Source organism: Saccharopolyspora sp. NPDC003752 (assembly GCF_053605825.1).
Genome location: NZ_JBSGJZ010000008.1, coordinates 153,174 through 178,781, shown reverse-complemented (window position 1 = coordinate 178,781; position 25,608 = coordinate 153,174). Strand labels below are relative to the sequence as shown.

General features: G+C 71.6%; 21 protein-coding genes. 11 read left to right on the top strand and 10 right to left on the bottom strand.

Annotated elements, in window-relative coordinates:
• Nucleotides 1-51: 51 nt before the first annotated feature.
• From ACWEV3_RS13290 to ACWEV3_RS13280, 3 genes are all read right to left on the bottom strand, one after another.
• Nucleotides 52-1,476, bottom strand: a complete 1,425-nt coding sequence (locus ACWEV3_RS13290) for an amidase (protein ID WP_452614081.1) — start codon at nucleotides 1,474-1,476, stop codon at nucleotides 52-54.
• Between the two features lie 115 nt (nucleotides 1,477-1,591).
• Nucleotides 1,592-3,085, bottom strand: a complete 1,494-nt coding sequence (locus ACWEV3_RS13285) for a CoA-acylating methylmalonate-semialdehyde dehydrogenase (protein ID WP_452614080.1) — start codon at nucleotides 3,083-3,085, stop codon at nucleotides 1,592-1,594.
• On the bottom strand, nucleotides 3,082-4,383 hold the full coding sequence (locus ACWEV3_RS13280; RefSeq protein ID WP_452614079.1) for an aspartate aminotransferase family protein: 1,302 nt from the start codon (nucleotides 4,381-4,383) through the stop codon (nucleotides 3,082-3,084). Before ACWEV3_RS13280 ends, ACWEV3_RS13285 begins: the two co-directional genes overlap by 4 nt.
• Nucleotides 4,384-4,536: 153 nt before the next feature.
• On the opposite strand from ACWEV3_RS13280, the gene ACWEV3_RS13275 reads away from it, so the two are divergent.
• Nucleotides 4,537-6,159 carry a PucR family transcriptional regulator gene (locus tag ACWEV3_RS13275; RefSeq protein ID WP_452614078.1) on the top strand — a complete coding sequence of 541 codons (1,623 nt, stop codon included), beginning with the start codon at nucleotides 4,537-4,539 and terminating at the stop codon, nucleotides 6,157-6,159.
• Between the two features lie 5 nt (nucleotides 6,160-6,164).
• Here ACWEV3_RS13275 and ACWEV3_RS13270 read toward each other — a convergent pair whose 3' ends face one another.
• Nucleotides 6,165-6,773: a TetR/AcrR family transcriptional regulator gene (locus tag ACWEV3_RS13270; RefSeq protein WP_452614077.1), complete on the bottom strand. Its 609-nt coding sequence runs from the start codon at nucleotides 6,771-6,773 to the stop codon at nucleotides 6,165-6,167.
• A gap of 153 nt (nucleotides 6,774-6,926) precedes the next feature.
• On the opposite strand from ACWEV3_RS13270, the gene ACWEV3_RS13265 reads away from it, so the two are divergent.
• The 3 genes from ACWEV3_RS13265 (at nucleotide 6,927) to ACWEV3_RS13255 (ending at nucleotide 9,516) form a co-directional block, all read left to right on the top strand.
• Complete coding sequence (locus ACWEV3_RS13265; protein ID WP_452614076.1) at nucleotides 6,927-8,492, top strand: MFS transporter; 1,566 nt, start codon at nucleotides 6,927-6,929, stop codon at nucleotides 8,490-8,492.
• Nucleotides 8,493-9,067: 575 nt separating this feature from the next.
• Nucleotides 9,068-9,286, top strand: a complete 219-nt coding sequence (locus ACWEV3_RS13260; protein WP_452614075.1) for a zinc finger protein — start codon at nucleotides 9,068-9,070, stop codon at nucleotides 9,284-9,286.
• On the top strand, nucleotides 9,283-9,516 hold the full coding sequence (locus ACWEV3_RS13255; RefSeq protein ID WP_452614074.1) for a hypothetical protein: 234 nt from the start codon (nucleotides 9,283-9,285) through the stop codon (nucleotides 9,514-9,516). Before ACWEV3_RS13260 ends, ACWEV3_RS13255 begins: the two co-directional genes overlap by 4 nt.
• Nucleotides 9,517-9,565: 49 nt before the next feature.
• Here the strand turns inward: ACWEV3_RS13255 and ACWEV3_RS13250 are convergent, their stop codons facing one another.
• From ACWEV3_RS13250 to egtA, 5 genes are all read right to left on the bottom strand, one after another.
• Nucleotides 9,566-9,907: a hypothetical protein gene (locus ACWEV3_RS13250; RefSeq protein ID WP_452614073.1), complete on the bottom strand. Its 342-nt coding sequence runs from the start codon at nucleotides 9,905-9,907 to the stop codon at nucleotides 9,566-9,568.
• Between the two features lie 120 nt (nucleotides 9,908-10,027).
• Nucleotides 10,028-10,999 (bottom strand): L-histidine N(alpha)-methyltransferase, encoded by a 972-nt coding sequence (gene egtD, locus ACWEV3_RS13245; RefSeq protein ID WP_452614072.1) that lies wholly within the window; start codon nucleotides 10,997-10,999, stop codon nucleotides 10,028-10,030.
• Nucleotides 10,996-11,757 carry an ergothioneine biosynthesis protein EgtC gene (gene egtC, locus ACWEV3_RS13240; protein WP_452614071.1) on the bottom strand — a complete coding sequence of 254 codons (762 nt, stop codon included), beginning with the start codon at nucleotides 11,755-11,757 and terminating at the stop codon, nucleotides 10,996-10,998. The genes egtD and egtC overlap by 4 nt, the downstream gene beginning before the upstream one ends.
• A 3-nt stretch (nucleotides 11,758-11,760) precedes the next feature.
• Nucleotides 11,761-13,098, bottom strand: a complete 1,338-nt coding sequence (egtB, locus tag ACWEV3_RS13235) for an ergothioneine biosynthesis protein EgtB (protein ID WP_452614070.1) — start codon at nucleotides 13,096-13,098, stop codon at nucleotides 11,761-11,763.
• 18 nt (nucleotides 13,099-13,116) lie between these two features.
• Nucleotides 13,117-14,349, bottom strand: a complete 1,233-nt coding sequence (egtA, locus tag ACWEV3_RS13230; protein WP_452614069.1) for an ergothioneine biosynthesis glutamate--cysteine ligase EgtA — start codon at nucleotides 14,347-14,349, stop codon at nucleotides 13,117-13,119.
• Nucleotides 14,350-14,615: 266 nt separating this feature from the next.
• Here egtA and ACWEV3_RS13225 point away from each other — a divergent pair, with 266 nt between their 5' ends.
• From ACWEV3_RS13225 to ACWEV3_RS13210, 4 genes are all read left to right on the top strand, one after another.
• Entirely contained in the window at nucleotides 14,616-15,209 is a 594-nt protein-coding gene (locus ACWEV3_RS13225) for a TetR/AcrR family transcriptional regulator (RefSeq protein ID WP_452614068.1), read from the top strand.
• 97 nt (nucleotides 15,210-15,306) lie between these two features.
• The gene (locus ACWEV3_RS13220) at nucleotides 15,307-17,394 is read left to right on the top strand and encodes an FUSC family protein (RefSeq protein WP_452614067.1); all 2,088 of its coding nucleotides are present in this window, start codon (nucleotides 15,307-15,309) and stop codon (nucleotides 17,392-17,394) included.
• 117 nt (nucleotides 17,395-17,511) lie between these two features.
• Entirely contained in the window at nucleotides 17,512-18,891 is a 1,380-nt protein-coding gene (locus tag ACWEV3_RS13215; protein ID WP_452614066.1) for a pyridoxal phosphate-dependent decarboxylase family protein, read from the top strand.
• Between the two features lie 103 nt (nucleotides 18,892-18,994).
• Entirely contained in the window at nucleotides 18,995-20,506 is a 1,512-nt protein-coding gene (locus ACWEV3_RS13210; protein ID WP_452614065.1) for an alpha/beta hydrolase, read from the top strand.
• Between the two features lie 257 nt (nucleotides 20,507-20,763).
• On the opposite strand, the gene ACWEV3_RS13205 is transcribed toward ACWEV3_RS13210, so the two are convergent.
• Nucleotides 20,764-22,239, bottom strand: a complete 1,476-nt coding sequence (locus tag ACWEV3_RS13205) for a peptide MFS transporter (RefSeq protein WP_452614064.1) — start codon at nucleotides 22,237-22,239, stop codon at nucleotides 20,764-20,766.
• A 221-nt stretch (nucleotides 22,240-22,460) separates the two neighbouring features.
• Here ACWEV3_RS13205 and ACWEV3_RS13200 point away from each other — a divergent pair, with 221 nt between their 5' ends.
• From ACWEV3_RS13200 to ACWEV3_RS13190, 3 genes are all read left to right on the top strand, one after another.
• The gene (locus tag ACWEV3_RS13200) at nucleotides 22,461-23,021 is read left to right on the top strand and encodes a TIGR03086 family metal-binding protein (RefSeq protein WP_452614063.1); all 561 of its coding nucleotides are present in this window, start codon (nucleotides 22,461-22,463) and stop codon (nucleotides 23,019-23,021) included.
• 182 nt (nucleotides 23,022-23,203) lie between these two features.
• Nucleotides 23,204-24,541, top strand: coding sequence for a hemolysin family protein (locus ACWEV3_RS13195; protein WP_452614062.1), 1,338 nt, complete (start codon nucleotides 23,204-23,206; stop codon nucleotides 24,539-24,541).
• Nucleotides 24,538-25,578, top strand: coding sequence for a hemolysin family protein (locus tag ACWEV3_RS13190; protein ID WP_452614061.1), 1,041 nt, complete (start codon nucleotides 24,538-24,540; stop codon nucleotides 25,576-25,578). The genes ACWEV3_RS13195 and ACWEV3_RS13190 overlap by 4 nt, the downstream gene beginning before the upstream one ends.
• Nucleotides 25,579-25,608: the final 30 nt, after the last annotated feature.

The window sequence follows — 25,608 nt, the reverse complement described above, 5'->3', positions numbered from 1 at the left end:
CGATCCGCCCGGCGAGGCCGGCATCGCCTCCGCCGAGCGATCGGCGTCGCGCTAGAGCGCCGGGCGGTGGCTTTCCGTGTACGCCCACGGCCGGACCCGCTCCAGTTCCTTGCCCAGCCGGAACACCGTGGCGTCGTCGTAGGTGTGGCCGACGATCTGCACACCGGTGGGCACGCCGTTGTCGCCGTGGCCGCTCGGCACCGCGAGCACGGGACACCGGTTGTTGATGTTGAACGGGGTCGTCAGCGTCGCGTCGGAGTACCGGGCGAAGCGGTGACCGTCCACTTCGAACTCGCCGATCAGGTCGTCCCCGGCCGGCAGCGCCGGAATCGCCGCGGTCGGGCACAGCAGGGCGTCGAAACCGGACATCGCCTCGGCGAGCTCGCGCTGCATGCGGGTCTCGATCCGCAGCCCGTCGAGGAAGCCGCCCCGGTCCGCGGCCTTCGCCGCCCAGCCCAGGAACGCCGCGGTGTAGGGCGCGACGAGGTCGCGCCGGTCGCCGACGACGTCCTGGACCAGCGCGCCGAAGATGGTGCCGAAGTGCTTGCCGGTGGCCCGGCCGATCTCCGCGCGGGTCCAGGGCAGTTCGATCTCCTCCACGACCACACCGGCCTGCGCCAGCGCGTCGGCGACCGCGCGGGTGTTTCGCTCGACGTCGGGCTTGACGTCGTAGTCACCGAGGCGCACGCACAGCGCCACCCGCATCCCGGCGGCCGGTTCGTACTCGGTGGGCAGCGCGATGCGGGGCCGCAACGACGTGTGGTCGCGCGGGTCCGGGCCGATCAGCGCGTTGGCGAACAGGATCGCGTCGTCGACGGTGCGGGCCAGCGGGCCGTCGCCGCGGTAGAAGTCCATCGACAGCGGCGGAGTGCCGGGAATCCGGCCGTAGGGGGCCTTGAACCCGACGATTCCGGTGAAGGCGGCGGGAATCCGGGTGGAGCCGCCGATGTCGGAGGCCGTGGCCAGCAGTGCCGTTCCGGCGGCGAGCGCGGCGGCGGACCCGCCGGAGGAGCCGCCGGGCGTGTAGTCCGGGTTCCACGGGTTGCGGGTGACGCCCCACATCGGCGTGTGGGTGAACGCTGAGATGCTGAACTCCGGCGTGGTGGTGCGGGCGTGGATGATGCCGCCCGCGTCCAGGACTCGGTCGATGACCGGGGCGTTCTCGGCGGCCACGCCGCCCTTGTTGATCAAGGATCCCTCGGTCAGCGACCGGCCCGCGATGGCGTGCTTCTCCTTGGCGGCGACCGGGATCCCCTCCAGCGGCCGGGGCGCGGGCCCCTTGCCCAGGTACCGGGCCTCGGCCTGCGCGGCGGCCGCCAGGGCCTCGTCGAAGAGCCGCTCGGTGAAGGCGTTCACCGTGGGCTCGACCTGCTCGGTGCGCTCGATCAGCGCCTGCAGCAGCTCCACCGGTGATAACGCGCGCTTGGCGAACAACGCGCGCGCTTCGGTCGCACTGAGGTAGATCAGCTCCGACATGCCACTCCTTTATTCAGCTGTTGCACCGTTGTCGCGCAGGTGTCGTGAGTGGACGTGGCCGCCGGGGCGACCACTGCCACTCACGACACCTGCCGGGAGGGCGCGCGGCCCGACTTCAGCTGTTCTGCGGGAACCCGAGGTTGACGCCGCCGTGGGACGGGTCCGGCCACCGCGTGGTGACCACCTTCGTGCGGGTGTAGAACTGGATGCCGTCCGGGCCGTAGGCGTGCGCGTCGCCGAACAGCGAGTCCTTCCAGCCGCCGAACGAGTAGTACGACACCGGCACCGGGATCGGCACGTTCACGCCGATCATGCCGACCTCGACCTCCTCGCAGAACTGCCGCGCGGCGCCGCCGTTCTCGGTGAACACCGCCGTGCCGTTGCCGTACGGGTTGTTGTTGAGCACCTCGATCGCCGAGTCGTAGCCCGGCACCCGGAGCACCGACAGGACGGGGCCGAAGATCTCGTCGGTGTAGATCGACATGTCGGTGCCCACGCGGTCGAACAGCGTCGGCCCCAGCCAGAACCCGTCGTCCCCGCCGTCGACCCGCACGCCGCGCCCATCCACCACCAGCTCCGCACCCGCCTCGACACCGGCGTCCACATAGGACGTCACGCGGTCCCGGTGGGCGGCGGTGACCAGCGGGCCCATGTCGCAGCCGCGGCGCCCGTCGCCGACGCTGAGCTTGGCCATCCGCTCCGCGATCTTGGCGACGAGCTCGTCGCCGACCGGGTCGACGGCGACGACCGCGGAGATCGCCATGCACCGCTCCCCCGCCGAGCCGAACCCCGCCGACACCGCGGCGTCCGCGGCCAGGTCGAGGTCGGCGTCGGGCAGCACCACCATGTGGTTCTTCGCCCCGCCGAGCGCCTGCACCCGCTTGCCGTTGCCGGTGCCGGTCTCGTAGACGTAGCGCGCCACCGGCGTGGAGCCGACGAACGACACCGCCTTCACCACCGGGTGCGCCAGCAGCGCGTCGACCGCGACCTTGTCGCCGTGCACCACGTTGAACACGCCGTCGGGCAGCCCGGCCTCCTGCCACAGCCCGGCGATGAAGTTCGCCGCCGACGGGTCCTTCTCGCTTGGCTTGAGCACCACGGCGTTGCCGCAGGCGATGGCGCCCGGCACGAACCACAGCGGCACCATGGCCGGGAAGTTGAACGGCGAGATCACCCCGACGACGCCCACCGGCTGCCGCACCGAGTGCACGTCCACGCTCGTCGAGGCGTTCTCCGAGAAGCCGCCCTTGAGCAGGTTGGGGATGCCGCAGGCGTACTCGACGTTCTCCAAGCCGCGCTGCACCTCGCCGGCGGCGTCGGAGACGACCTTGCCGTGCTCGGCGGTGATGATCTCGGCCAGCTCGCCCTTGCGCTGGTTGAGCAGTTCGCGGAAGGCGAACAGCACGTTGGACCGCTTCGCCAGCGACGCGCGCCGCCAGCTCTTGAGCGCCTCGGCGGCCGCCGTGACCGCGGCGTCCACATCGGACTCCCCGGCGAACGCGACCCGCTTGGTCACCTGCCCGGTGGCGGGGTCGAAGACCTCCCCGCTGCGCTGCGGGGCCACGTCGGCGGGCTTGCCCGCGATCCAGTGCCTGATCAGTTCTGTCATGCGTGGAGCTCCTGCTCGGCCAGCGAGATTGTTTCGGTGAGGATCTGCAGCGCCTGCGCCGCCTCCTCCTCGGTCAGCGTCATCGGCGGCGCCAGGCGCAGGACGTTCCCGTGCAGCCCGCCCTTGCCTACCAACAGCCCGTGCCGCTTCGCCAGGTCCATCACCCGCGTGGCCGACGCGGCGGCGGGCGTGCGGGTGCCGGGTTCGACGAGCTCGACGCCGATCATCAAGCCCTTGCCCCGCACGTCGCCGATCAGCGGGCACCGCTGGGCGTGCGCCCGCAGGCCGTCGAGCAGCTGGGCGCCGAGCTTCGCGGCGTTGCCCTGCAGGTCGTGGTCGAGCAGGTAGGCCAGGGCGGCCCCGGCGCCGGCGGTGGAGATCGGGTTGCCGCCGAAGGTGGAGATCGAGTTGGCGGTCAGGCAGTCCATCAGCTCCGCCTCCGCGACCACCCCGCCGATGGCCAGCCCGTTGCCCAGGCCCTTGGCGAAGGTCATCGCCGCGGGCACCACGCCGTGCGCCTGGATGCCCCAGAAGTGCTCGCCGGTGCGGCCCCAGCCGGTCTGCACCTCGTCGGAGATCAGCAGGATCCCGTACTCCTCCAGGACCTCGGCGAAGGCGCCGAACAGCCCGTCGGGCGGGGTGGCGAAGCCGCCGACGCCCTGGATCGGCTCGGCGATCATGCAGGCCACGTCGCCGGCGGTGGTGGTCTCGATGACCTCGCGCAGGTCGTCGACACAGGCGGCGATGTAGTCGGCGTCGGAGAGGTCCCGGAACGGGCTGCGGTAGCGGTAGCCGCCGTGCACGTAGCTGACCTTCACCGGCGACAACGAGCTGGCCGACCAACCGCGGTTGCCGGTCACGCCGAGGGTCCCGAAGGCCCGCCCGTGGTAGGAGTTGCGCAGCGCGAGGACCTGGTTGCTGCGCCGGTACTGGGTGGCGAGCATGAGCGCGGTCTCGTTCGCCTCGGTGCCGGAGCCGGTGAAGAACACCTTGGGGTTGGTCATCCCGGACAGCTCGCCGATCCGCTCGGCCAGCTCCACCTGCTGCCGGATCAGGTAGAGCGTCGAGGTGTGCAGGATGCCGGTGTCGACCTGGCGGCGGATCGCGTCGCTGATCTCGGCGACGTCGTAGCCGATGGCGTTGGTCAGGATCCCGGCGAAGAAGTCCAGGTAGGTGTTGCCGTCGGCGTCGGTGACGTGCCGTCCCTCGCCCGCGACGATCTCGATGGGCTCGTCGTAGTAGAGCGCCAGCCAGCTGGGCATGGCGGCGCGGTGCCTGGCCAGCAAGGATTCCGTCATCAGCGTCCTCTTCCCTCCAGGGCGGCCGGTTCTTCCGCGGCGGTCGTGCGTGCCGCTGCGGCCAGTCTGGTCGGCCGCGGCGGCCGCTTCCACGGACAACCTGTACTCATCTGGTGCCGCAGGCATTACGGTTTGTGCACCATGGATGCCGCGATGAAACCGACCTCGCCGGACGTGCTGGCGCTGCCGACCGTGTCCGAGGTGCTGGAGCTGCCGGTCCTGCGGCGCGGCAAGCCGCGGGTGGTGGCCGGTGCCTCCGGCCTGGACGGGCGGGTGCGCTGGGTGCACGTCGCGGAGATCGCCGACATCGCCCCGCTGCTCAGCGGCGGCGAGCTGGTGCTGACCACCGGCATCGCGCTCCCCGAGGAGCCCGCGCAGCTGGTGCGCTACGTCGACGAGCTCGCCGCGGTCGGGGCGTGCGGGCTGGTCGTGGAGCTGGTGCGCCGGTGGCGCGACCGGGTGCCGACGGCCCTGGTGGACGCGGCGCACCGGCACGACCTGCCGCTGGTGACGCTGTCGGAGGAGACGAAGTTCGTGGCCGTCACCGAGGCGGTGATCGCCCGGATCCGCGACGCCCAGCTGGCCGAGCTGCGCGCGACGCACGCCATCCACGAAACGTTCACCGCGCTGACCACCTCGGGCGCCGAACCCGCGTCGGTGCTGCGGGAAGCGGCGCGGATCGCCGGCCGCCCGGTGGTGCTGGAGACGCTCGCCCACCAGGTGCTGGCCTACGACTCAGCCGGTCAGGACCCGGGGGCGCTGCTGGCGGAGTGGGCGGAGCGGTCCCGCTCGGTGGTGCAGTCCGGCCGCACCTCCTACGACCCGGACCAGCGGTGGCTGACCACCGTGGTCGGGGCTCGCGGCGACGACTGGGGGCGGCTGGTGATGCTCGGGCCGGAGCCGCCGCACCGGCACGTCGTGGTCGCCGAGCGGGCGGCGTCGGCGCTGGCGGTGAACCGGCTGGCGACCCGCGACCGGGAGAGCCTGGAGCGCCAGACGCACCGCACGCTGATCACCGAACTGCTCGCGGGCAACGCCGATACCGCCGATCTGGCGGCCCGGTCCGCGGGCGTCGGCGTGCCGCTCGACGGCCCGCTGGTGGGCATCGCGGTCCGCCCGCGCACCACGACGACGGTCGCGCCGGCGCTGGAAACCCAGCAGGCGCTGCGGGATCTCGCCGAGGCGACGGCGCTCGCCGCGCGCAAGGCGAAGCTGCCGGTGCTGGTGGGCGTCGTCGACGACGTCACCGTCCAAGCCCTGGTGGCGCTGCGGACGCCCCACGCCGATGCCGTGCTGACCCGCTTGGCGGCGGATGTCCGCCGGTCCACGGGCACGCAGTCGCTGCAAGTGGTGGTGGCGGCCGGCAGCGTCGTCGGCTCGATCGCCGGGGCGCGCCGGACGCTGACCGAGGCCGCGCAGGTCGCGGAGGCGGCGCTGCACATCGACGACGGAGACCGCGAGTTCCACCGGCTGGACGACGTGCGGCTGCGCGGACTCTTGCACCTGCTGCGCGGCGACGAGCGACTGATCGCGTTCGCGGAACGGGAGCTCGGGCCGATCATGTCCAACGAACGACTGCTGGACGCATTGCGATCGCTGTGCCGCCACGGCGGGAACAAGTCCGCGGCAGCGGCGGCGGCGCACCTCTCCCGGACCGCCTACTACGCCCAGCTGGCACGCATCGAGCAGCTGCTGGGCGTGTCGCTGAGCGCGCCGGAATCCCTGGTGTCACTGCACGTCGCGCTGCTGGCGCGGGATCTGCACAGCGGATCCTGAACCCCTCAGGGCCGAGGGCTCAGGGTTCGGCGGGTCAGGTCCTGGGTCCGCTTCGTCAGATCCGCGACGTCGATCTCCGCCCCGGTGGCGATCAGTTCGTCGAGGAGGCCGTCCACGCCGTGGTAGACGATCCGGAACGCCGTGGGGGCGTCCGGCGCGAAGGTGCCGTCGGGCACGCCGTCGGCGACGAAGTCGCAGATGCGGTCGATCACCCGGCGGTTGATCTCCTTGCACAGCTCCAGGGCCTTGGCGTTGGCCGAACCGTAGACCGTGCGGTGCAGTTCGGCGTTGCGCACCGCGTGGTCCAGCAGCGCCGCCCACAGTTCATCCAATGTGGACCACCTCGACCCGTCGCCGGCGAGCACCCGGTCCGCGATCTCCAGGATGCCTTCGACGTAGCGCTCCCAGACGGCGGCGAGCAGGTGTTCCTTCGACTCGAAGTAGAGGTAGATGGTGCCCTGGGCGATCCCGCCCGCCCGGGCGACCTCCGCCATCGTCGCCCGCGCGAAACCCGTGGTCGAGAAGACCTCGGTCCCGGCCCGCAGGATCGCTTCGCGCCGGTCCTCGGGGCTCATCGTCACCCGGCGGCGGCGTGCCGGCATTCGTGCGGACATCTCGGCGACCTTCCTGCTGTGCGGCGGGCGCCAGCATAGCACCCGACTGAACGACACTCACTGAGCCACGCTCATTGACTGACTGAGCATCATTCAGTTAGCGTTCGCGGCGGCGCGCTCGCGCCGTCCGATCACTCCGCGAGGTTCTCCCGAATGCCGAATTCCCTTGTCCCCGAACGCCATCCACGACTGCTGCTGGCGCTGATCAGCAGCGGCGTCTTCCTGGTCCAGCTCGACGCGACGATCGTCGCCATCGCCCTGCCGGACGTGCAGGCGCACCTCGGCGTCGGCGTCGGCGATCTGCAGTGGATCATCGCCGGCTACACGCTCATGCTCGCCGGGCTGCTGCTCACCGCGGGCACCCTCGGCGACCGCTTCGGCCACCGGCGGCTGTTCCTCGGCGGGCTCGTCGCGTTCACCGCCGCCTCCGCGCTCTGCGCTCTCGCGCCGACCTTCGAGGCATTGCTGGCGGCGCGAATCCTGCAGGGCGCAGCGGGATCCGTGCTCATCCCGGTGTCGTTGGCGCTGATCAGCACGGTGTTCCCGGATCCGCGAGCGCGCTCGAAGGCCATCGGCACCTGGGCCGGCATCGGCGGGCTGGCGCTCGCGGTCGGACCGCTGCTCGGCGGCGCACTGGTCGAAGCCTTCGGCTGGCCGAGCATCTTCTGGGTGAACATCCCGGTCGGCGTGGCCGCCACGCTCGCCCTCCGACGCCTGCTCCCGGCACACCGTCCACAAGGGACTCGTTCGCTCGATCCACTGGGACAGCTGCTCTTCGCCGCGTCGATCGCCGCGCTCACCTACGCGCTGATCGAAGGCGGGCGCGACTGGACGGCCACGCCCGTCGTGGTCGCGCTAGTGGTCGCCGCGGCCGGGCTGGTCGTCTTCGTGCGCTGGGAGCTGCGGCATCCCGACCCGATGGTGCCGATCCGGCTGTTCCGCAGCCCGGTGGTGCTGGTCGCCGGGGCGGTCAACCTGTTCGGCCTGCTCGGCCTCTACGGCGGCATCTTCCTGCTGACGCTCTACCTGCAGCAGGTGAACCGGCTCAGCGCGGCGGCGGCCGGACTGCGGTTCCTCGCGCTGAACCTGGCGATCATGATCTTCTCGTACCTGGCCAGCGTGCTGGCCGCGAAGCTGGGGCCGCGGCCGCCGATCGTCGCCGGTTCGGCGCTGACCGCCATCGGCCTGCTGGCCCTCACCAGGCTCGGCGTCGGCACCGGCTATGAGCAGTACTGGTGGGCGCTCGCGCTGCTCGGCGCCGGGGTCTCGCTGGTCGGCGCGCCGGCCACCGTGGCGCTGCTGAGCGCGGTTCCGCCCGAGCAAGCCGGTGCCGCATCGGGAATTTCCAACACCTTCCGGCAGCTGGGCAGCGTGTTCGGCGTCGCGGCCTGCGGCACGCTGCTCGTCTCGCACCTGCGGGCGGAACTGCCCACCCGGCTCCCGACGCTCCCGGCGGCCGCGATCGGCCCGCTGTCCAGCGGAGATCTGTCGATCATCGACCGGCTCCCGATCGACCTCCGGCAACCGGCCTTCGACGTCAGCGCACGGCTGCTCGTCGAAGGGCTGCACCTGGGCGCCCTGGTGGCCGCCGCCTGCGCGCTGCTCGCCGGAGCGGCCGCCCTGCTGTTCCTGCCCCGAAGCGGCGCGATCCGACCGCTTTCCCAGTCCCAGCCGCAAGTTCGCGCCCGCCGGAGAAGGACACCGCGGCGCCGGGTGTAGCCTTGGGCCGCTGGCCGCGCACTGACGGCACCTCCCCCCAGTGGCTGTCGGTGCGCGGTCGGCCCAAACCCCGATTCGCCGCCACAGCAGCGAAAAACGGCCTTCACCGTCCCCCGCACCGCGCTCACGCCCCGCGCCCCTCTCCGCAAAACGACGCACCCCGGGCGCAACGGATCCCAAACCGATCACGACGGTCCCGACGGCGCTCGCCGACACGATCGACCAGGCCCCCACTGCCCACTGCCGGTGCCCGGTGCCCGGTGCCCGGTGCCCGGTGCCCGGTGCCCGGTGCCCGGTGCCCGGTGCCCGGTGCCGCAATTTCAATGGAAATCGAAGGTCCGATTTCCATTGAAATTGCGGAAGACCGGGGCCGGACGCCTGCGCCTGGCGGGAGCGCCACCGTCGGCGTCACCCGATTTTGAACACTGTGCGTGCACGGCACCCCCGATTCGCCCGCCGTTCGGGTGAATGGTCGATCATTGTCGCAGGAAGGCGTTGGGCCGAACGGGTCATTGCCCGTCCACCGGGCGTCACGCGTCCCCTGCGCGCCAGTCCCGTCCGCGGAGGTGGGGAAGATGTTTCGACCGAAGCACCACTGGCAACCTGCCGAGCAGCAGCGGCACGCCGTCGCGGGAACGCTGCCGGGCGGGCGGCGCCATCAGGACGGGGAATCCATCAACGCCCTTTGCGAGCGGACCGTTTCCACGGCCGGGCGCACCGAACTGGACTGGCTGTGGCCGACCTGCCCGGACTGCCTGCGAGCGGCCGAGCGGCTCAACGGAATCCCGTCATGACCCGCACCGTGGTGGTGCGCTTCGCCTTCGGGACCGTCAGCGAAGCCAGCCGCCAGGCACACCTCGCGGTCGCCCCCGAGGCCGGCACCCCGGAGCGCTGGCTCACGTACTGCGGCGTGGAGATCCCCACGAACGTCGCCGAGGTGTCCGCGCAACCGGCCGGCATGCCGTGCATGGGCTGCCTCAGCATCCCCAGCGGCCCGGCGAGACCGCGACTCGGCTCCGGATAGCAGAACCGCACCCGCCCGGAAGCCGGGCGGGTGCGGTTCGCTGCGACGATCAGCGCGAGAAGGTCACGGAACGCACCGCGACGTCGCGCGGGGCCTGCTGCCCCGGCTGCAGGATGTAGTAGTACACGTCGCTGGAGCAGTTCGAGTCCAGGAAGACGATCGCCGTTGCGTCGGTGTTGTTGCGCACCCCGTAGGCCGGGGCTTCCGGGTTCGGCAGGTCGAGCCGGTGGCAGAGCCGCCCGGCCGGGTCGAGGAGCGCGCGCTGGTGGTACGCGTTGGTCCCCTCGACCCAGTAGCTGAATTCGCCGTCCGCCGCGAGCGCAGAACCGGGCAGCGACAGCAGCAGACCGGCCGCACCGAGTGCGGCGGCGACAGTTGCGCGTAGACGCATCGAAACCGTCCCTTTCTGGGAAAATCGGACGCTGACACCGCAATACTCGTGATGCCGCCCGCGCGCGCCACCGCGATCACCCGCTGGTGGGGTGATCACCGCCCAATTCACCGATCGGCTCTACCGCGCCTCGGCCAGCGACAGCGCGAACTCCTCGGCGTCGTCCAGCCACCAGTGGCGCAGCTCGAATCCGGCCACCGCCAGCTCGTCGCGGACCCGGCCGTGCCGGAACTTCGCCGAGATCTCGGTGCGGATCTCCTCTCCCTCGGCGAAGTCCACGCCCAGCCCCAGCTCCGGCAGCCGCACGTGCATCGGCCGGTCGGCCCGCAGCCGCATCTCGATCCACTCCTGCTCGGCGTTCCACAGAGCCACGTGCCGGAACCGCTCGGGCGCGAAGTCGGCGCCGAGTTCCCGGTTGAGCACCCGCAGCACGTTGCGGTTGAACTCCGCGGTCACGCCCTGCGCGTCGTCGTAGGCGCGCACCAGCCGCCCGGGATCCTTCACCAGGTCGGTGCCCAGCAGCAGCCACTCGCCCGGCCGCAGCGCCGCGCGCACCGCGGCGAAGAAACCCGCGCGCTCGGCCGGCAGCAGGTTCCCGATCGTGCCGCCCAGGAACGCGACCAGCCGGCCCGCCCCCGCGTCCAGCGCGGACAGGCCGCTGGTGAAGTCGTCGACGACGCCGCGCACCCGGAGTTCCGGGTAGTCCAGCGCGATGGACTCCGCGGCGGCGCGCAGCGCCGACCCGGACACGTCCAGCGGCACGAACCGCTCCAGGGTCTCGGTCTTGCGCAGCGCGTCCAGCAGCAGCCTGGTCTTCTCCGACGAGCCGGACCCGAGCTCGACCAGGGTGGCCGCGCCGGTGATCTCGGCGATCTCCAGCGCGCGCCGCTGCAGGATCTGCTGCTCGGCGCGGGTCTGGTAGTACTCCGGCAGGGCCGTGATCCGCTCGAAGAGGTCGCTGCCCGCCGCGTCGTAGAACCACTTGGGAGACAACCACTTCGGGCTGTCCGTCAACCCCTCGCGGGCATCGGTGCGCAGCGCCCGGGCCGCGTCTTCCTCGGTGAATCGGACGAGAAGTTCCGGCTCGCTCATCGCTCCCCCATCGACAACTCCGACAACGACGTCACCCGCGCATCCGCGGTGTCCGCGACGAGCAGGCACCGGTCCGGGACCTCGACCCACCCGGCTTCCGGGCCGAACGGCTCCGACGCCACCGCCACCGACTCCTCCGACCGGCGCACCCACAACGCGTGCGTCCAGGTGGTGGCGATCAGCCGGGCACCGTCGGAGAGCAGCAGGTTCAGCCGCGAATCCGGTGCGGCGGCGACGACTTCGCACACCAGCTCCCGCACCGCCCGGTCCGGCTCCTCGCCGTCTGCCAGCCGCTGCCGCAGCAGCGCCCACAGCAACGCCGAGTCGGTGGCCGCCTCCAGCGTCAGCATGTCCACGACCTCCAGCCCGGCGGCGAGCTTCGCCAGCGAATCCGGCCAGCCGGTGACCCGGCCGTTGTGGCTGAACAGCCAGGTGTCATCGGTGAACGGCGCGCACGCGCCCGGAGTCACCGGCATGCCGGCGGTCGCCGAGCGGACCGCCGCGACCACCGCGCCGCTGCGCACGTCCGCGGCCGTCTGCCGGAACGATTCGTCCGTCCACATCGGAACGGCGGCCCGGTAGCGGGCGACCGCGCCGTCCGGCCGGTACCAGCCGACGCCGAAGCCGTCGGCGTTGATCGTGCCGCCGCCGCGCATGTCATTGGGCGCCCACGTCTGCTCCAGCAGCGAATGGGCCGGTTCGAGCAGCAGTTCCGCCAGCGACACGGCTGGCCCCAGATATCCCACGTGCCGGCACATCGGTCAGTCGCACTCCCCTCGTCCGGGCGTCCGGGCACACCGGAAGCCGGCGAAGATCTGCCGCCGGATCGGGTAGTCCCAGTTCCGGAAGGTGCCGCGGCACGCGGTGGCGTCGGTGCCGAACGAGCCGCCGCGCAGCACCTTGTAGTCGGGCCCGAAGAACACCTCGGAGTACTCGCGGTACGGGAACGCCGAGAACCCCGGGTACGGCGAGAAGTCGGTCGCCGTCCACTCCCAGACGTCGCCGATGAGCTGCCGCGCGCCGCACGGCGCCGCCCCGTCCGGATACGCCCCGGCGGGCGCCGGCCGCAGGTGCCGCTGCCCCAGGTTGGCGTGCTCGGGACGCGGGTCGGCGTCGCCCCACGGGTACCGCCGGGACCGGCCGCTCGCGGGGTCGAACCGCGCGGCCTTCTCCCACTCGGCCTCGGTGGGCAGCCGCTTGCCCGCCCACGCCGCGTACGCCTCGGCCTCGTGGAAGCTGACGTGCACCACCGGCTCCTCCGGCGGCACCGGCTCGACGTGGCCGAACCGGCGGCGCAGCCACCGGTCGCCCTCCAGCCACCAGAACCGCGGCGCCCGCAGCCCGGCCCGCTGCCGGTGCGCCCAGCCCGCGTCGCTCCACCAGCGCGGGTCGTCGTAGCCGCCGGCGTCGATGAACGCCAGGTACGCGCCGTTGGTGACCGGGGCGCTGTCGAGGTAGAAGTCGTCGACGTGGACCTGGTGCGCCGGTCGCTCGTTGTCCAGCGCCCAGGGTTCCGCGGAGGTGCCCATGGTGAACGGCCCGCCGGGCACGAACACCTCGGGCGGCAGCACGTCCACATCGGATGGTGGCGGCTCGGCCGCGAGGGCCGGTGGCCCGTCCCGCAGCTGGTGGGTGGCCAGCATCGTCTCGTCGTGCTGCTGCTCGTGCTGCACGATCATGCCGAAGGCGAACGCCTGCTGGACCAGCCGCCGCCCCTCCAGCGGGACGCGGTCGACCAGGTCGAAGACCTTCGAGCGCACCGTTGCGACGTACTCGCGCGCCTCGGCCGGGCCCAGCAGCGGCAGCTGCGGGCGGTCAGCCCTGGCGTGCTGGAACGCGTCGTAGAGGTCGTCGATCTCCGGGCGGATCGCCGGCGCTCCGCCCACGTCGCGCACCAGCCACAACTCCTCCTGGCTGCCGACGTGCGCCAGGTCCCAGACCAGCGGCGACATCAGCGGCGAATGCTGCTTCACGAGGTCCTCGTCGTCGACCGAATCGGTCAGCTCGGCGCTGCGCTGCCGGGTGCGCGCGAGTTCCGCGGCCACGTGCGCGCGCAGGTCGGCGATCCCCAGATCCACCAGATCTTGCGTGCTTTCCACCGGTCACCTCCGGTTTCGTCAGCGGTCGGCGGGCGCGGCGAGCCGCCGCGCCACGAAGTCGGCCAGCCGCCCGGCCAGTCCGGCCGGGCTGTCCGGTTCCTCCTCCAGGTGCCGGCACGCCAGCTCGAACACGTCGCGGGCGCTGCGCGCCAACGCCGGGTCCAGCAGCCCGTGCCGCGCGGCCTGCACCCACCGGCCGACCGCCGGGGACGTCATCGCCAACACCTTGTCCACAGTGGATTCATCACGGAACAGCGCGATCAGCGCACCCGCGGGCAGCATCCAGTCCTGGCCGGGCTGCGCGTCGAGGTAGCGGACCTCGAAGTAGCCGCGCGGCCGGACCGGCGGGAACACCGTGGACAGGTGGTAGTCGAGGTCGTCGCGGGTGGGCGGGTGCGGCAACGCGCCGTGGATCCACTCCGCGAAGCTGATGCCGCTGGGCGCCGTCCAGTCCCCGTCGTCGCGGCGCAGGCACACGATCGCGGTGTCGAGCACCCGCTTGGCCCAGCTGGCCGCCGGATCGACGGTGATCGGGCCGGGCCGGGTGCGCGGCGGATCGGTGCGCAGCAGCGCGCGGGTGCGGGTGGACACCCAGCCGGTGCGTTCGCCGAAGAGCATCGGCGAATTCGCGAAAGTCGCCATCATCACCGGCCCCAGCGCGTGCAGCGCCGCCCAGCGAGCGGCCACCCGGTCCGGTTCACCGGCGTCGAGGCAGACCTGCACGCCGGCGGTGCTGCACATCATCAACCGGCCGTCCAGGCCGATGCGGTCGAAGGCGGTTTCCATCGCGGCGTAGCGCGGCACCTGCAGGATCCGGTTCGGGTACCGCCACGGATCGGTGCCCTGTTCGCCGAGCACCAGCCCGGCGGCGCGCAGTCGGCGCTCGACGTACTCGGCGTCGGTGGCGACGACGCTGAACAGCGACCGCATGGACGTGGTGGGAAGACTGGAGATCTCGACCTGGCCGCCGGGTTCGACGGTGAGCACCGAGCCGTTGGGCAGTTCGCGGTGCGGGCTGTCCGGGACCAGGGAGCGCGGGGCGTGCGGGCCGAGCGCGGCGATCAGCGTCGCGGCGTCGAGCGTTCGGCCCGGGTCGTCGGAGTGGTGCACGGTCCATTCGAGTTCGATGCCCAGCAGTCGCGGCGGACCGTGCTTGAAGCACACCGACGCGACGTAGGCCTCGGCCTCGGCCCTGGTTCGGACCCGGGAGGCCGGGAAGTCGGCGGCGGCGGGATCGGTCGTAGTGGGCAATTTGATCACCCCCTGTAATTGGCCGGTTACCGACGCTACCGCTCCCCCCTGACGCCCGCGACCCTTGTTCTTGATCCGGAGAACTGGTACGAGGAACGGGAAACCCGTTCCCCCACCCGCTTTTCCCGGATCTCGACCGCCACGCGGGTAACGGTTCCGCCGGCCCCGGCGACCATATGGTCGGAGGTCGCCCATCGGTTGGGACATGCGCAGCAAAACGTACGTACGGATTGCAATGTGGCGGCCGCACCTGGGACGATCAGGACATGCCTCGGGTCAGCCAAGACCACCTCGACGCCCGGCGCCGTCAGATCCTCGACGGCTCCCGGTCGTGCTTCGCGCGCTTCGGTTACGAAGGCGCCACCGTGCGGCGGCTGGAAGAAGCGACCGGCCTGTCCCGGGGCGCGATCTTCCACCACTTCAAGGACAAGGAGTCGCTGTTCCTCGCGCTGGCCGAGGACGACGCGACCCGGATGGCCGACGTGGTTGCCGAGCAGGGCCTGGTGCAGGTGATGCGCGACCTGCTCGCCGGACCCGCAGGCGGCACCAGCAGCGCGCCCGGCGCGGACTGGCTGGGCACCCGGCTGGAGGTGTCGCGCCGCCTGCGCACGGACGAGGAGTTCCGGGCGCGCTGGGCGCAGCGTTCCGAGCAGCTGACCACCGCCACCCGCGCCCGGCTGAAGTGGCAGCGCGACGCCGGCAACCTCCGCGACGACGTCGACGTCGACGTGCTGACCGCCTACCTGGAGCTGGTGCTGGAGGGACTCGTGTCCCACCTGGCGATGGGCCTGCCCGCGGAACACCTCCCCGCAGTGCTGGACGTCGTCGAGGAGAGCGTCCGCCGCCACCGCGGTAGCTGACCCGCGCGGCTCGCCCGGGTAATCTCGCTACCGCGAACGGCCGAGCCCCTGCAGGACCATCCGGGTTCGGCGCACACCCCGAAGGAGCGCGCGGCGCATGTGGAGCGAGTGGTGGAACCGCTTCCTCGCCTCGGACCCGGCGCTGCGCCGCCTGCGCACCGCGGCCCGGGTGACGCTGTCGGTCGCGCTCTCGCTCGTGGTGGTGCTGCCGCTGCTGGCGTGGTGGGGGCAGCCGCTGCCGCTGGCCATGCTGGCCGCGGTGGTGGCGATCAACTCCTCGCTCGGCATCAACGACCCGGACCGGCGGCAGCAGAAGATCACCAACGTGCTGATGCCGCTGCCCGCGGTGCTCGCGCTGCTGCTGTCGATCCTCACCTCGCCGTGGCCGCTGCCGCACAGCCTGCTGTTCCTGGTGGTGATCTTCACCGCCACCTACATCCGCCGGTTCGGGCCGCGGTTCTTCCCGCTGGGGATGGTCGCGTTCATGGGCTACTTCTTCGCGATGTTCCTGCGCCCCCAGCTGCCGCAACTGCCCGCGCTGATCGCGGCGGCGGTGGTCGGGGCGCTGGCCGCGTTCGCGATGCGGTTCCTCGTGCTGCGGGACGATCCCGAAGGCGTGCTCGAACGCGGCCGCCACACACTGCGCGCCCAGGTGCACGGCCTCCTGCACGCGGTGCGCGACGTCGCCGAGCACCCGGATTCGACGCAGCGGCGACGCGAACTGCACAACCGCTCGGTGCGGCTCAACGAGACCTCGCTGATGCTGGAGAACACCGTGGGCCAGCTCGACGACCTCGACGAGGCCGGCCGCGAACTGCTCCGGCAGCGCATCCTCGACGTCGAACTCGCGGCCGAGAACCTGCTCACCCCGCTGATGCGGCTCGTCGACCACCCCAGCGGCGGCGCCACCGTGCCGCACGCGATCACCGCGCTGCTCGCGGTGCTCAACACCGAGCCGCGGGAGGTCCGGGAGGCCACGCGGCTGGTCGCCGAGGGGATCGAGCAGCAGGGCTCGGTGGAGATCGCGATGGCGGTGCGGCGGCTCGGCGCCGGGCTCGCGGAGCTGGCCGACGCGACCGGCGAGCTCGGCGGCGAACGCCGCGAGGAGGTGCCGCCGGAACCGGCCGGCGAGCCGGAGCCGGCGGAGGACGACGAGACCGGGTTGCGGCGGCCCGAGCTGCGGACCGCGATCCAGGTGACCTGCGCGACCGCGCTGGCGATCATGCTGGGCCAGCTGGTCTCGCCGAACCGGTGGTACTGGGCGGTGATCACCGCGTTCGTCGTGTTCATCAGCACCAACAGCCGCGGCGAGCTGCTGGTGCGGGCGTGGCAGCGCACCGCGGGCACCATGCTCGGCGTGGTCGCGGGCATCCTGGTCGCCGCGCAGATCTCCGGCAACACCCCAGCCGAGATCGCCATGATCCTGACCTGCGTGTTCCTGGGCTTCTACTTCGCCGGCTACTCGTACGCGGTGATGACGTTCTTCATCACCACCTTGCTCGGCGCGCTCTACGGGATGCTCGGCACCTTCGACGAGGCCGTCCTGGAGACGCGGCTGTGGGAGACCGCGGTCGGCGCGGTGGCGGGCGTGCTGGCGGCGGTGTTCGTGCTGCCCACCCGCACGCGCTTCCTGGTGCGCACCAACATCCAGGACTTCCTGCTGACGCTGCGGGACTTCCTGCGCGGCACCGGCACCGAGATCAGCGACCACGGCACGGTCGCCGGCCTGCAGGAGTCGATGCGCGACCTCGACGACGGCCTGCAGCGGGTGATCACCAGCGCGAAGCCGCTGACCAGCTACCGGCTGCGCTCCCGGCGCAGCCAGGTCCAGCGGTCGGTGGCGATGCTCAGCGGCTGCGCGTACTACGTGCGCAACCTGGCGGTCGCGCTGTCCTCCACTGTGGACATGGTCGACGAGGACACCCGCAACCGGCTGGCCGAACTGCTGTGGGCGCTGGCCGACGCGGTGGAGTCGCTGACCGACGAGGCCCAGGTCAGCTTCGAGGCGGCGATCGCCTCGGCGCACCGCACGGCCGACGCGCTGCACGACATCGCCGAATCGCTGACCGACGGCCCGACCTCCCTGCACCGCACCATTCGCTGGCTGGACCGCACGACCCAGGTCGCCGAAGACCTGGCCCGCGAACTCCCCGCGGCCACGCCCGAGAAGCAACCCGCCGCCTGAGCTGCCGGGCAGTCCAGTCGATCCGGATTGGACCGCGCCGCGGCGCGGCTGCTTCGTTACGGTCGTGAGTGAGTTTTCCGGTTTCTGCCGGATCAAACGCTCACGAAGGATGTCGCATTGCACCCGAAGCTCTCCGAAGACCTCGCCCGGCTGCCCGAGCTGCTCGACATCGCTCGGCGATGCGCCGTCGAGGCGCTGTCCGGGATCGCGGACCGGTCGGCCGCCGTGCCGCCCGCACCGCCGAATCCTGAGTCGCTGCCCGATTCCGGCGTCGGCGCCGAAGCCGCCCTAGAACGGTTCCAGAGCCGCTGGGCGCCGGGCTTCTCCGGCAGCGCGGGGCCCCGCTACCTCGGGTTCGTGACCGGTGGCGCAACCCCGGCTGCCGTGGCGGGCGACTGGCTGACCAGCACGTTCGACCAGAACGCGGCGGCCGGCGGCGACTCGTCGGCGCTGGATCTGGAACGCGAAGCGACCGGCTGGCTGCGCGAGCTGTTCGGCCTCGGCACGGCGCACGAAGGCGCGTTCGTCAGCGGCGCGACGATGTCGAACTTCGTCGGGCTGGCGATCGGCCGCGAATGGGTCGGTGAGCAGCTCGGCGTGTCCGTGGCGCAAGACGGCGCTGCAGCGCTCGGGAACGTCCCGGTGCTTTCCGGCAGTCCGCATTCCAGCGTCTACAAGGCGCTCTCGATGCTCGGCCTGGGCCGCGGTTGCGTTCGCGAGGTGGCCACGTTGCCGGATCGGGAGGCGGTCGACGTCGATCGGCTTTCCGCGGCACTCGCCGCGCTCGACGGGCGGCCCGCGATCGTGGTGGCCAATGCGGGAACGGTCAACACCGTGGACTTCGACGACCTGCGGGCGATCGCCGAACTGCGCCGGCGCTTCCCGTTCTGGCTGCACGTCGACGCCGCCTTCGGGGGCTTCGCCGCGCTGTCCCCGCCGCACACCGAACTGGTCGCAGGCATCGACGAGGCCGACTCGGTGTGCGTGGACCTGCACAAGTGGCTCAACGTGCCCTACGACAGCGCGATCCAGTTCACCCGGCGCCGGGACCTGCAGGTCCGGGTGTTCCAGAACGCGGCCGCGTACCTGGGGCGGATCACCGAGGACCCGGACTTCATCCACCTCACTCCGGAGAACTCGCGCCGCCTGCGCGCCCTGCCGGCCTGGTTCACGCTCGCCGCCTACGGGCGGCAGGGGCACCGCGAGATCGTCGAGCGGGACATCGCGCTGGCCCGCGACCTCGGCGACCGGATCGCCGGGATGCCGCACCTGCGGCTGCTCGCACCGGTGCGCCTCAACGTCGTCTGCTTCACCCTCGCCGACGACCCCACCGCCGAGCGGGTCGGCGCACTGGCCCGATCCGTCGCCGGATCCGGGGAAGCGTTCCTCACCCCGACCGTCTACAAGGGAACGCCCGGTCTGCGCGCGGCCTTCAGCAATTGGCGCACCACCGGGGCGGATGTCGGTCGCGTCGCCGCCGCCCTGCTGGCCGGCTGAACCGGAATCGGCCGGGGGACACGGACTTTCGCTGCCGGGTGTGGAACCGGGCCACCGATTACGCTCCGCCCTGAACCAGGTTCCACTCCACGAGGAGACGCCCGTGAAGCGTTCGATCGCGCTCGGTCTCGCCGGGGCCGCGGTGCTGGCCGGCACCGCGGCGCCGGGAGCGGCCGCCCAGGCCGCGCCCGGCCTGCAGTTCGGCGCGTGCCCGCAGGACATCAGCAAGCCCCACCCGCAGCTGCAGTGCGCCAACCTCGACGTGCCGCTGGATTACGCCGCGCCGAACGGCGAGAAGCTGCAGCTGCTGATCGCGAAGTCGCCGGCGCGCAAGCCCGAAGCCCGGCGCGGCTCGCTGCTGATCAACCCCGGCGGCCCGGGCGGGCCGGGGGTGGCCTTCGCCGGCACGCTGGCCGGCCGGCTGCCCGCCGAGGTGCTCGACACCTACGACCTGGTCGGGTTCGACACCCGCAATTCCGCGCACAGCACCCCGATCAGCTGCGTGGACCCGGCCACCTACTGGCGGCAGCCGCTGCCCGACCCGGACTCGCCGCAGACCCGCGAGCAGAACTGGCAGCGCGCCCAGGAGTACGCCGACGGGTGCGCGCAGCGGGCCGGAAAGTACCTGCCCCACCTGAACACGCCGACCAACGCCCGGGACATGGACCGCATCCGGGACGCGCTCGGCGAGCAGAAGATCAGCTACCTCGGCTACTCCTACGGCACCTACCTCGGCGCGGTGTACGGACAATTGTTCCCGGAGCGCGTGGAACGGATGGTCCTGGACAGCACGGTCAACCCGGACACCTCCGAAGTCTGGTACCGCAACAACCTCAACCAGGACATCGCCGGGCAGCGGCGGCTGGGCATCTACTTCGACTGGATCGCCCAGCACGACCAGGTGTTCCACCTCGGCACCGACCGCGGCCAGGTGCAGGCCGCCTGGGACGGCGTCCAGGCCGAGCTCCGCAAGGGGGCGCGGGGCGCGCTCGGGCCGTCGGAGCTCACCGACATCACCTTCGGCGCCCTCTACAGCGAGAGCAACTGGCAAGACCTCGCCGAGGCGGTCGCCGACTTCCGCCTCCGCAGCGACGACCGCAAGCTCGTCGCGCAGGTGTCGGCGAAGGACGCGGCGGCGGAGAACAGCAACGCCATCTACAACGCCGTGGAGTGCGCGGACGCCCCGTGGCCGACCCGCCGCAGCGAGTGGGAGCGCGACTCCGAAGAGCTGGCCGCCGAGTACCCGCTGGCCGCCTGGTACAACAGCTGGACCGTCGCGCCCTGCCGGGTGTGGCAGGCTCCCCGGCAGCAGCCGCTCAAGATCACCGGTGCGGGGCTGCCGCCGATGCTGGTGATCAACTCGGAGCACGACGTCGCGACCCCGTACGCGGGCGCGGTGGAGATGCACCGGTCGCTGCCGTCGTCGGTGCTGGTCACCGAGAAGGACGCGGGCAAGCACGGTGTGTGGGCGATGGCCGGCAACGCCGAGGTGGACCGGATCGGCACCGACTACCTCGTCCGGGGCGTGCTGCCGAGCGGGAACGTCACGGTCGCGGGCCACGCGAACCCGGACCCGGCGGCCCCGGAGAAACCCCGCACCTTCGACCTGCGCTGAGAAGAGGCCGGCCCCGGGATCACCGGGGCCGGCCTCTTCTCGTTCACGATGACTTGCTTCTGAAGCGGCGAAGCCGCTTAGCCCACCTACGCAACCGGCGCCGCCGCGGGTTCTCGGTGCCCACCCCTCTGGGGTTCTCCCAGCGAGGACAGCCCCGCCACGACGTATTGGTCATACGTGTGCCGGGGATCCCGGAGCCGAGAAGGCCTCTGAGGTTCCGCCACCCGCACCGCCACGCAGGATGAGTCGGAAGCTCCTTAATTCACGCCGTGCATGTAGCGCTTGATGCTCTTGGAGCCGAGCAGGAGGAGCACCGCGCAGCCGATCGTGGCCGCTCCGACGATGCCGAAGTAGACCGGCTGGTTGTCCACCGAGTACAGCTTCACCACCTGGGCGCCGAGGCCCTGCCCCATCGCCGGGGCCAGGAAGTACAGGCCCATGGTCTGGGAGGCGAAGACCTTCGGCGCCAGCTTGGTGCTCGCCGACAGGCCGACCGGCGAGAGCATCAGCTCACCGAAGGTCATGATCACGAACACCAGCGCGAGCATGATCGGCAGGTGCTTGCCGTCGCCGGCGACGAACTTCGACAGCACGACCCACAGGAACGAGACGCCGACGAAGAACAGGCCGCCGACGAACTTCTGCGGGGTCGACGGCTGCCGCTCCCCCAGCTTCGTCCACAGCAACGCCATCAGCGGCGCCAGCACGATGATCGCCAGCGAGTTGATGGACTGGAACCACGACGCCGGGATCACGAACCCGAAGATGTTCAGGTCGGTGTCCGCCTCGGCGATGTTGGCCAGCGAGTTCGGCTGCTGCTCGAAGAGCAGGAAGAACAGCGCAGTCGCCAGGAACAGCGGGATGTAGGCGATCAACCGGTCGCGCTCGATCTTGGTGATCTGCTTGCTGGAGAGCATCACCGCGAAGTAGATGACCGGCAGCACCGCGGAGATCAGGCTGATCACGTTGACCAGGCCGTCGAGGCCCATCACGCCGCTCACCGACAGGCCGACCAGGACCGCGATGAACACCAGGCCGATGCCGACCGCGCGCCCCAGCACGCGGCCCTTGTGCCCGGCGGGCAGCGGGTTGACCGGAACCAGCCCGGCCGAGCCCAGGTTCTTGCGCCCGAACTGGTACTGGATCAGGCCGATCGCCATGCCGACGGCCGCCGCGCCGAACCCGACGTGCCAGCTGACCTTCTCGCCGAGGGTGCCGACGACGAACGGCGCCAGGAACCCGCCGAGGTTGATGCCCATGTAGTAGATCGAGAACCCGGCGTCGCGGCGCGTGTCGTGTTCGCCGTAGAGCCCGCCGACGAGGCCGGAGATGTTCGGCTTCAGCAGCCCGGTGCCGATCACCAGCAGCACGAGCCCGAGCACCACCGTGGCGATGCCGCCGGGCAGGGCCAGGCTGATGTGGCCGAGCATGATCACGCAGCCGCCGTAGAACACCGCACGTTGCGCGCCGACGACCCGGTCGGCGAGCCAGCCGCCGAGGATGCCGGTCATGTAGACGGAGGCGCCGTAGACGCCGACCACCGACAGCGCTGTCGACTCGGGGATCCCCAGACCGCCCTCGGCGACCGCGAAGTACAGGTAGTACCCGAGGATCGCCCGCATGCCGTAGTAGGAGAACCGCTCCCACATCTCGGTGAAGAACAGCGTCGACAAGCCGCGGGGGTGGCCGAAGAAGCCCCTCTGCGGTGCGTCCGCAACCGTGGGTGTGCTCACGATCACGTCCTCTCGTGTGTGACCTGGCGGCGGTAGCCGCTCGACGAAACCTGCGGCAGGTTACGTCTCGCCCCAGTGGCCCAGACCACCGGGGCGTAAACCCGCCTCGCCGCGGAGGCCACGAGCGCCCCCGACCAGCCACACTGGACGCGTGGCCAGGGATTCCGCCGCCGCCTCCGGGCGCTCCGTGACCGATTTCACAACGCTCATCGGGAGAAATCATGCAGCTGCTGGACGCCCACCGCAGGGCCATGGCCGAGTTCGACACCAGGGTGCGACACATCGGCGACGACCAGTGGGACGCGCCGACGCCGTGCACGCGGTGGAGCGTCCGGGACCTGCTCGGCCACCTGGTGTCCGAGCAGCTGTGGGTGCCGTGGCTGCTCGACGGCGCGACCTTGGACGAGGTCGGCGACCGCTTCGACGGTGACGTCCTGGGCACCGACCCGGTCGGCGCGTGGCGGGAGGCTGCCGCAGCGGCCCGGCGGGCGTGGGACGAGCCTGGCGCGACCGATGGCGAGGTCAACGTGACCGGCGGCGTGATCCCGGCGCAGGACTACGGCTGGCAGATGACGCTGGACCTGGCGGTGCACGCCTGGGACCTGGCCCGCGGCATCGGCGCCGACGACCGGCTGGATCCGGCGCTGGTGACCGCGGTGCACACCGTGTTCGCCCCGCAGATCCCGGCCTGGGCGGACATGGGCATCTTCGCCCCGCCGCGCCCGGTGGCCGCCGACGCCGATGAGCAGGCCAAGCTCCTGGCCCTGCTCGGACGATCGTGATGATGTTGGCGCGGCCGGACCGGTCCGGACCCCGTATACTGGCGTCGTATTTTTCCGATTTTCTGTCTAGGAGTGACGTCTTCAGTGCCTGCGGCACAATCCCCTGAGGGCAGTACCGAGCCGGGACATAGTCCCGGCTTTCCGAATCTGATGGCCGGTTTCCCCGCCCGGGGTGATCGGTGATGGAGATCCTGCTGGCCGTTCTCGGCCTCGTTTTCGTCGGCATCCTCACGCTGGGCACCGGATTGGCGGTCGCCGCGGAGTTCTCGCTGACCTCCCTGGAACGCAGCACGGTGGACGCGCACGTCCGCCAGGTCGGCGACCGGCGCGCGCGGGCCGTGCAGAAGGCGCACCGGACGCTGTCGTTCCAGCTCTCCGGCGCTCAGGTCGCGATCACGCTGACGACCCTGATCACCGGTTACGTCGCCGAGCCCTTGATCGGTGACCTGATCCGGCCGGCGCTGACCGCGCTGGGGCTGCCCGGCGAGGCCGCCGGGGCGGTGTCGCTGACGCTGGCGATCCTGCTGGCCACCACGCTGTCGATGGTCTTCGGCGAGATGGTGCCCAAGAACCTCGCGATCGCCCGGCCGTTGCCGACCGCGCGCGCGGTTTCCGGCTACCACGCCGGGTTCTCGCAGGTCTTCCGCTGGCTGATCGACGCCATGAACAACAGCGCCAACTGGGTCGTGCGCCGCTTCGGCATCGAGCCCCAGGAGGAACTCCGGTCGGCGCGTTCGCCCGACGAGCTCGGCTCGATCGTGCGCTCCAGCGCCGAGCACGGAACGCTGGACTCCGCGACCGCCCAGCTGATGGACCGGTCGCTGCGCTTCGGCGATCGGACCGCCGAGGAGCTGATGACCCCGCGCGTGCGCGTCGAGTCGCTGACGGCCGACGAAAGCGTGCTGGACCTGCTCGACATCGCCCGCCGCACCGGGTTCTCCCGCTTCCCGGTACACGGCGCCGATCTGGACGAGGTGCACGGAGTCGTGCACGTCAAGCAGGCGTTCGGCGTGCCCGCGTCCCGCCGTGCGACGACTCCGGTGGGGTCGCTGGCCCGGCCGGTGCCGACGGTGCCGGAGACGCTGGACGGCGACGCGCTGCTGAACCGGCTGCGCGGGTCCGGGCTCCAGCTGGCCGTGGTGGTCGACGAGTACGGCGGCACGGCAGGCATCGTGACGCTGGAAGACGTCGTCGAGGAGATCATCGGCGACGTCCGCGACGAGCACGACCGCCGCGAGATCGCCGCCGTGCGCCGCGTCGGCGATGACACCTGGATCATCTCCGGGCGGCTGCGCCCGGACGAGCTCGCCGAGGCCACCGAGTTCGCCGTGCCCGACGGGGACTACGAGACCGTCGCCGGTTTCGTGCTGGCCCGGCTGGGCCGCATCCCCGAGGTCGGCGATCGCCTCGACCCCGACGGATGGGAGCTGACCGTCACGCGGATGGACCGCCACCGCATCGCCGAGCTGCGGCTCATCCGGCAGCCGGCGTCCGTCGAGGTCGTGGAGGAAGTCCGATGAGCGACGGTTTCGCGATCGTCCTCGGTGTCGTTCTGCTGCTGCTCAACGCGTTCTTCGTGGGCGCGGAGTTCTCGCTGCTGTCGTCCCGCCGGGACCGGCTGGAGGCGCTGCTGGCCCAGGGCAAGAGCCGGGCCAGGATCGTGATCAAGGCGAGCCAGGAGGGCTCGCTGATGCTCACCAGCGCCCAGCTGGGCATCACGCTGTGCTCGCTGGGCCTGGGCCGACTGGGCGAACCCGCCGTCGCCCACCAGCTGGAGGTGCCCTTCGCCGCCCTCGGCGTCCCCGAGCCGGTCATGCACGCCGTGGCGTTCGCGATCGCGCTGGCGATCGTGGTCGTCCTGCACGTGCTCGTCGGCGAGATGGTGCCGAAGAACCTGGCGATCGCCGAACCCGAGCGCCTCGCGCTGTGGCTGGTGCCGCCGCTGGTCGGGTTCGTCACCCTGGCCCGGCCGCTGATCGCCGTGTTCAACATGCTGGCCAACGCCGTGCTGCGGCTGCTGCGGGTGGAGCCCAAGGAGGAACTCGACACCGCCTACACCTCGGCGGAACTCGCCGAGCTCCTGGTGGAATCCCGCCGCGAAGGCCTGCTGGAGCAGTCCGAGCACCGCAGGCTGGCGCAGACGCTGTCGTCGGTGGAGCACACCGTCTCCGACGTCCTCGTGCCGCTGCCGGACCTGACGACGCTGCCGCAGCGCCCGACGCTGGGCGATGTGGAACGGGTGGTGACCGAGACCGGGTTCTCCCGGTTCCCGGTGCGGGGTGATGACGGTGCGCTGCGCGGCTACCTGCACGTCAAGGACGTGCTCGACCAGGCCGGGCACGACCCCTCCACTCCCATCGCGCCCGGCCGCATCCGGCGGCTGCCGACGGTGCCGGTGGGCGCTCTGCTCGACGAGGCGCTGACGTCGCTGCGCCGGGCCGGGAGCCACCTCGCCATGGCCGTCGACACCACGGGCGAACCCGTTGGCGTCGTCGCCATGGAGGACCTCGTCGAGGAGTATGTGGGCACCGTCCGCGACGCCACCCACGTGCACTGACGGCCGCGCGTCTTCCGGGCCGCCGCCGCG

Bases quoted from the DNA above. Each gene is read 5' to 3' on its own strand.
- ACWEV3_RS13255 (WP_452614074.1), top strand. From the start codon at position 9,283: ATGACCCGCACCGTGGTGGTGCGCTTCGCCTTCGGGACCGTCAGCGAA.
- ACWEV3_RS13225 (WP_452614068.1), top strand. From the start codon at position 14,616: ATGCCTCGGGTCAGCCAAGACCACCTCGACGCCCGGCGCCGTCAGATC.
- egtD (WP_452614072.1), bottom strand. From the start codon at position 10,999: ATGAGCGAGCCGGAACTTCTCGTCCGATTCACCGAGGAAGACGCGGCC.
- ACWEV3_RS13275 (WP_452614078.1), top strand. From the start codon at position 4,537: ATGAAACCGACCTCGCCGGACGTGCTGGCGCTGCCGACCGTGTCCGAG.
- ACWEV3_RS13265 (WP_452614076.1), top strand. From the start codon at position 6,927: ATGCCGAATTCCCTTGTCCCCGAACGCCATCCACGACTGCTGCTGGCG.
- ACWEV3_RS13270 (WP_452614077.1), bottom strand. From the start codon at position 6,773: ATGTCCGCACGAATGCCGGCACGCCGCCGCCGGGTGACGATGAGCCCC.
- ACWEV3_RS13250 (WP_452614073.1), bottom strand. From the start codon at position 9,907: ATGCGTCTACGCGCAACTGTCGCCGCCGCACTCGGTGCGGCCGGTCTG.
- ACWEV3_RS13290 (WP_452614081.1), bottom strand. From the start codon at position 1,476: ATGTCGGAGCTGATCTACCTCAGTGCGACCGAAGCGCGCGCGTTGTTC.
- ACWEV3_RS13190 (WP_452614061.1), top strand. From the start codon at position 24,538: ATGAGCGACGGTTTCGCGATCGTCCTCGGTGTCGTTCTGCTGCTGCTC.
- egtC (WP_452614071.1), bottom strand. From the start codon at position 11,757: ATGTGCCGGCACGTGGGATATCTGGGGCCAGCCGTGTCGCTGGCGGAA.
- ACWEV3_RS13285 (WP_452614080.1), bottom strand. From the start codon at position 3,085: ATGACAGAACTGATCAGGCACTGGATCGCGGGCAAGCCCGCCGACGTG.
- ACWEV3_RS13200 (WP_452614063.1), top strand. From the start codon at position 22,461: ATGCAGCTGCTGGACGCCCACCGCAGGGCCATGGCCGAGTTCGACACC.
- ACWEV3_RS13220 (WP_452614067.1), top strand. From the start codon at position 15,307: ATGTGGAGCGAGTGGTGGAACCGCTTCCTCGCCTCGGACCCGGCGCTG.
- ACWEV3_RS13260 (WP_452614075.1), top strand. From the start codon at position 9,068: ATGTTTCGACCGAAGCACCACTGGCAACCTGCCGAGCAGCAGCGGCAC.
- ACWEV3_RS13195 (WP_452614062.1), top strand. From the start codon at position 23,204: ATGGAGATCCTGCTGGCCGTTCTCGGCCTCGTTTTCGTCGGCATCCTC.
- ACWEV3_RS13280 (WP_452614079.1), bottom strand. From the start codon at position 4,383: ATGACGGAATCCTTGCTGGCCAGGCACCGCGCCGCCATGCCCAGCTGG.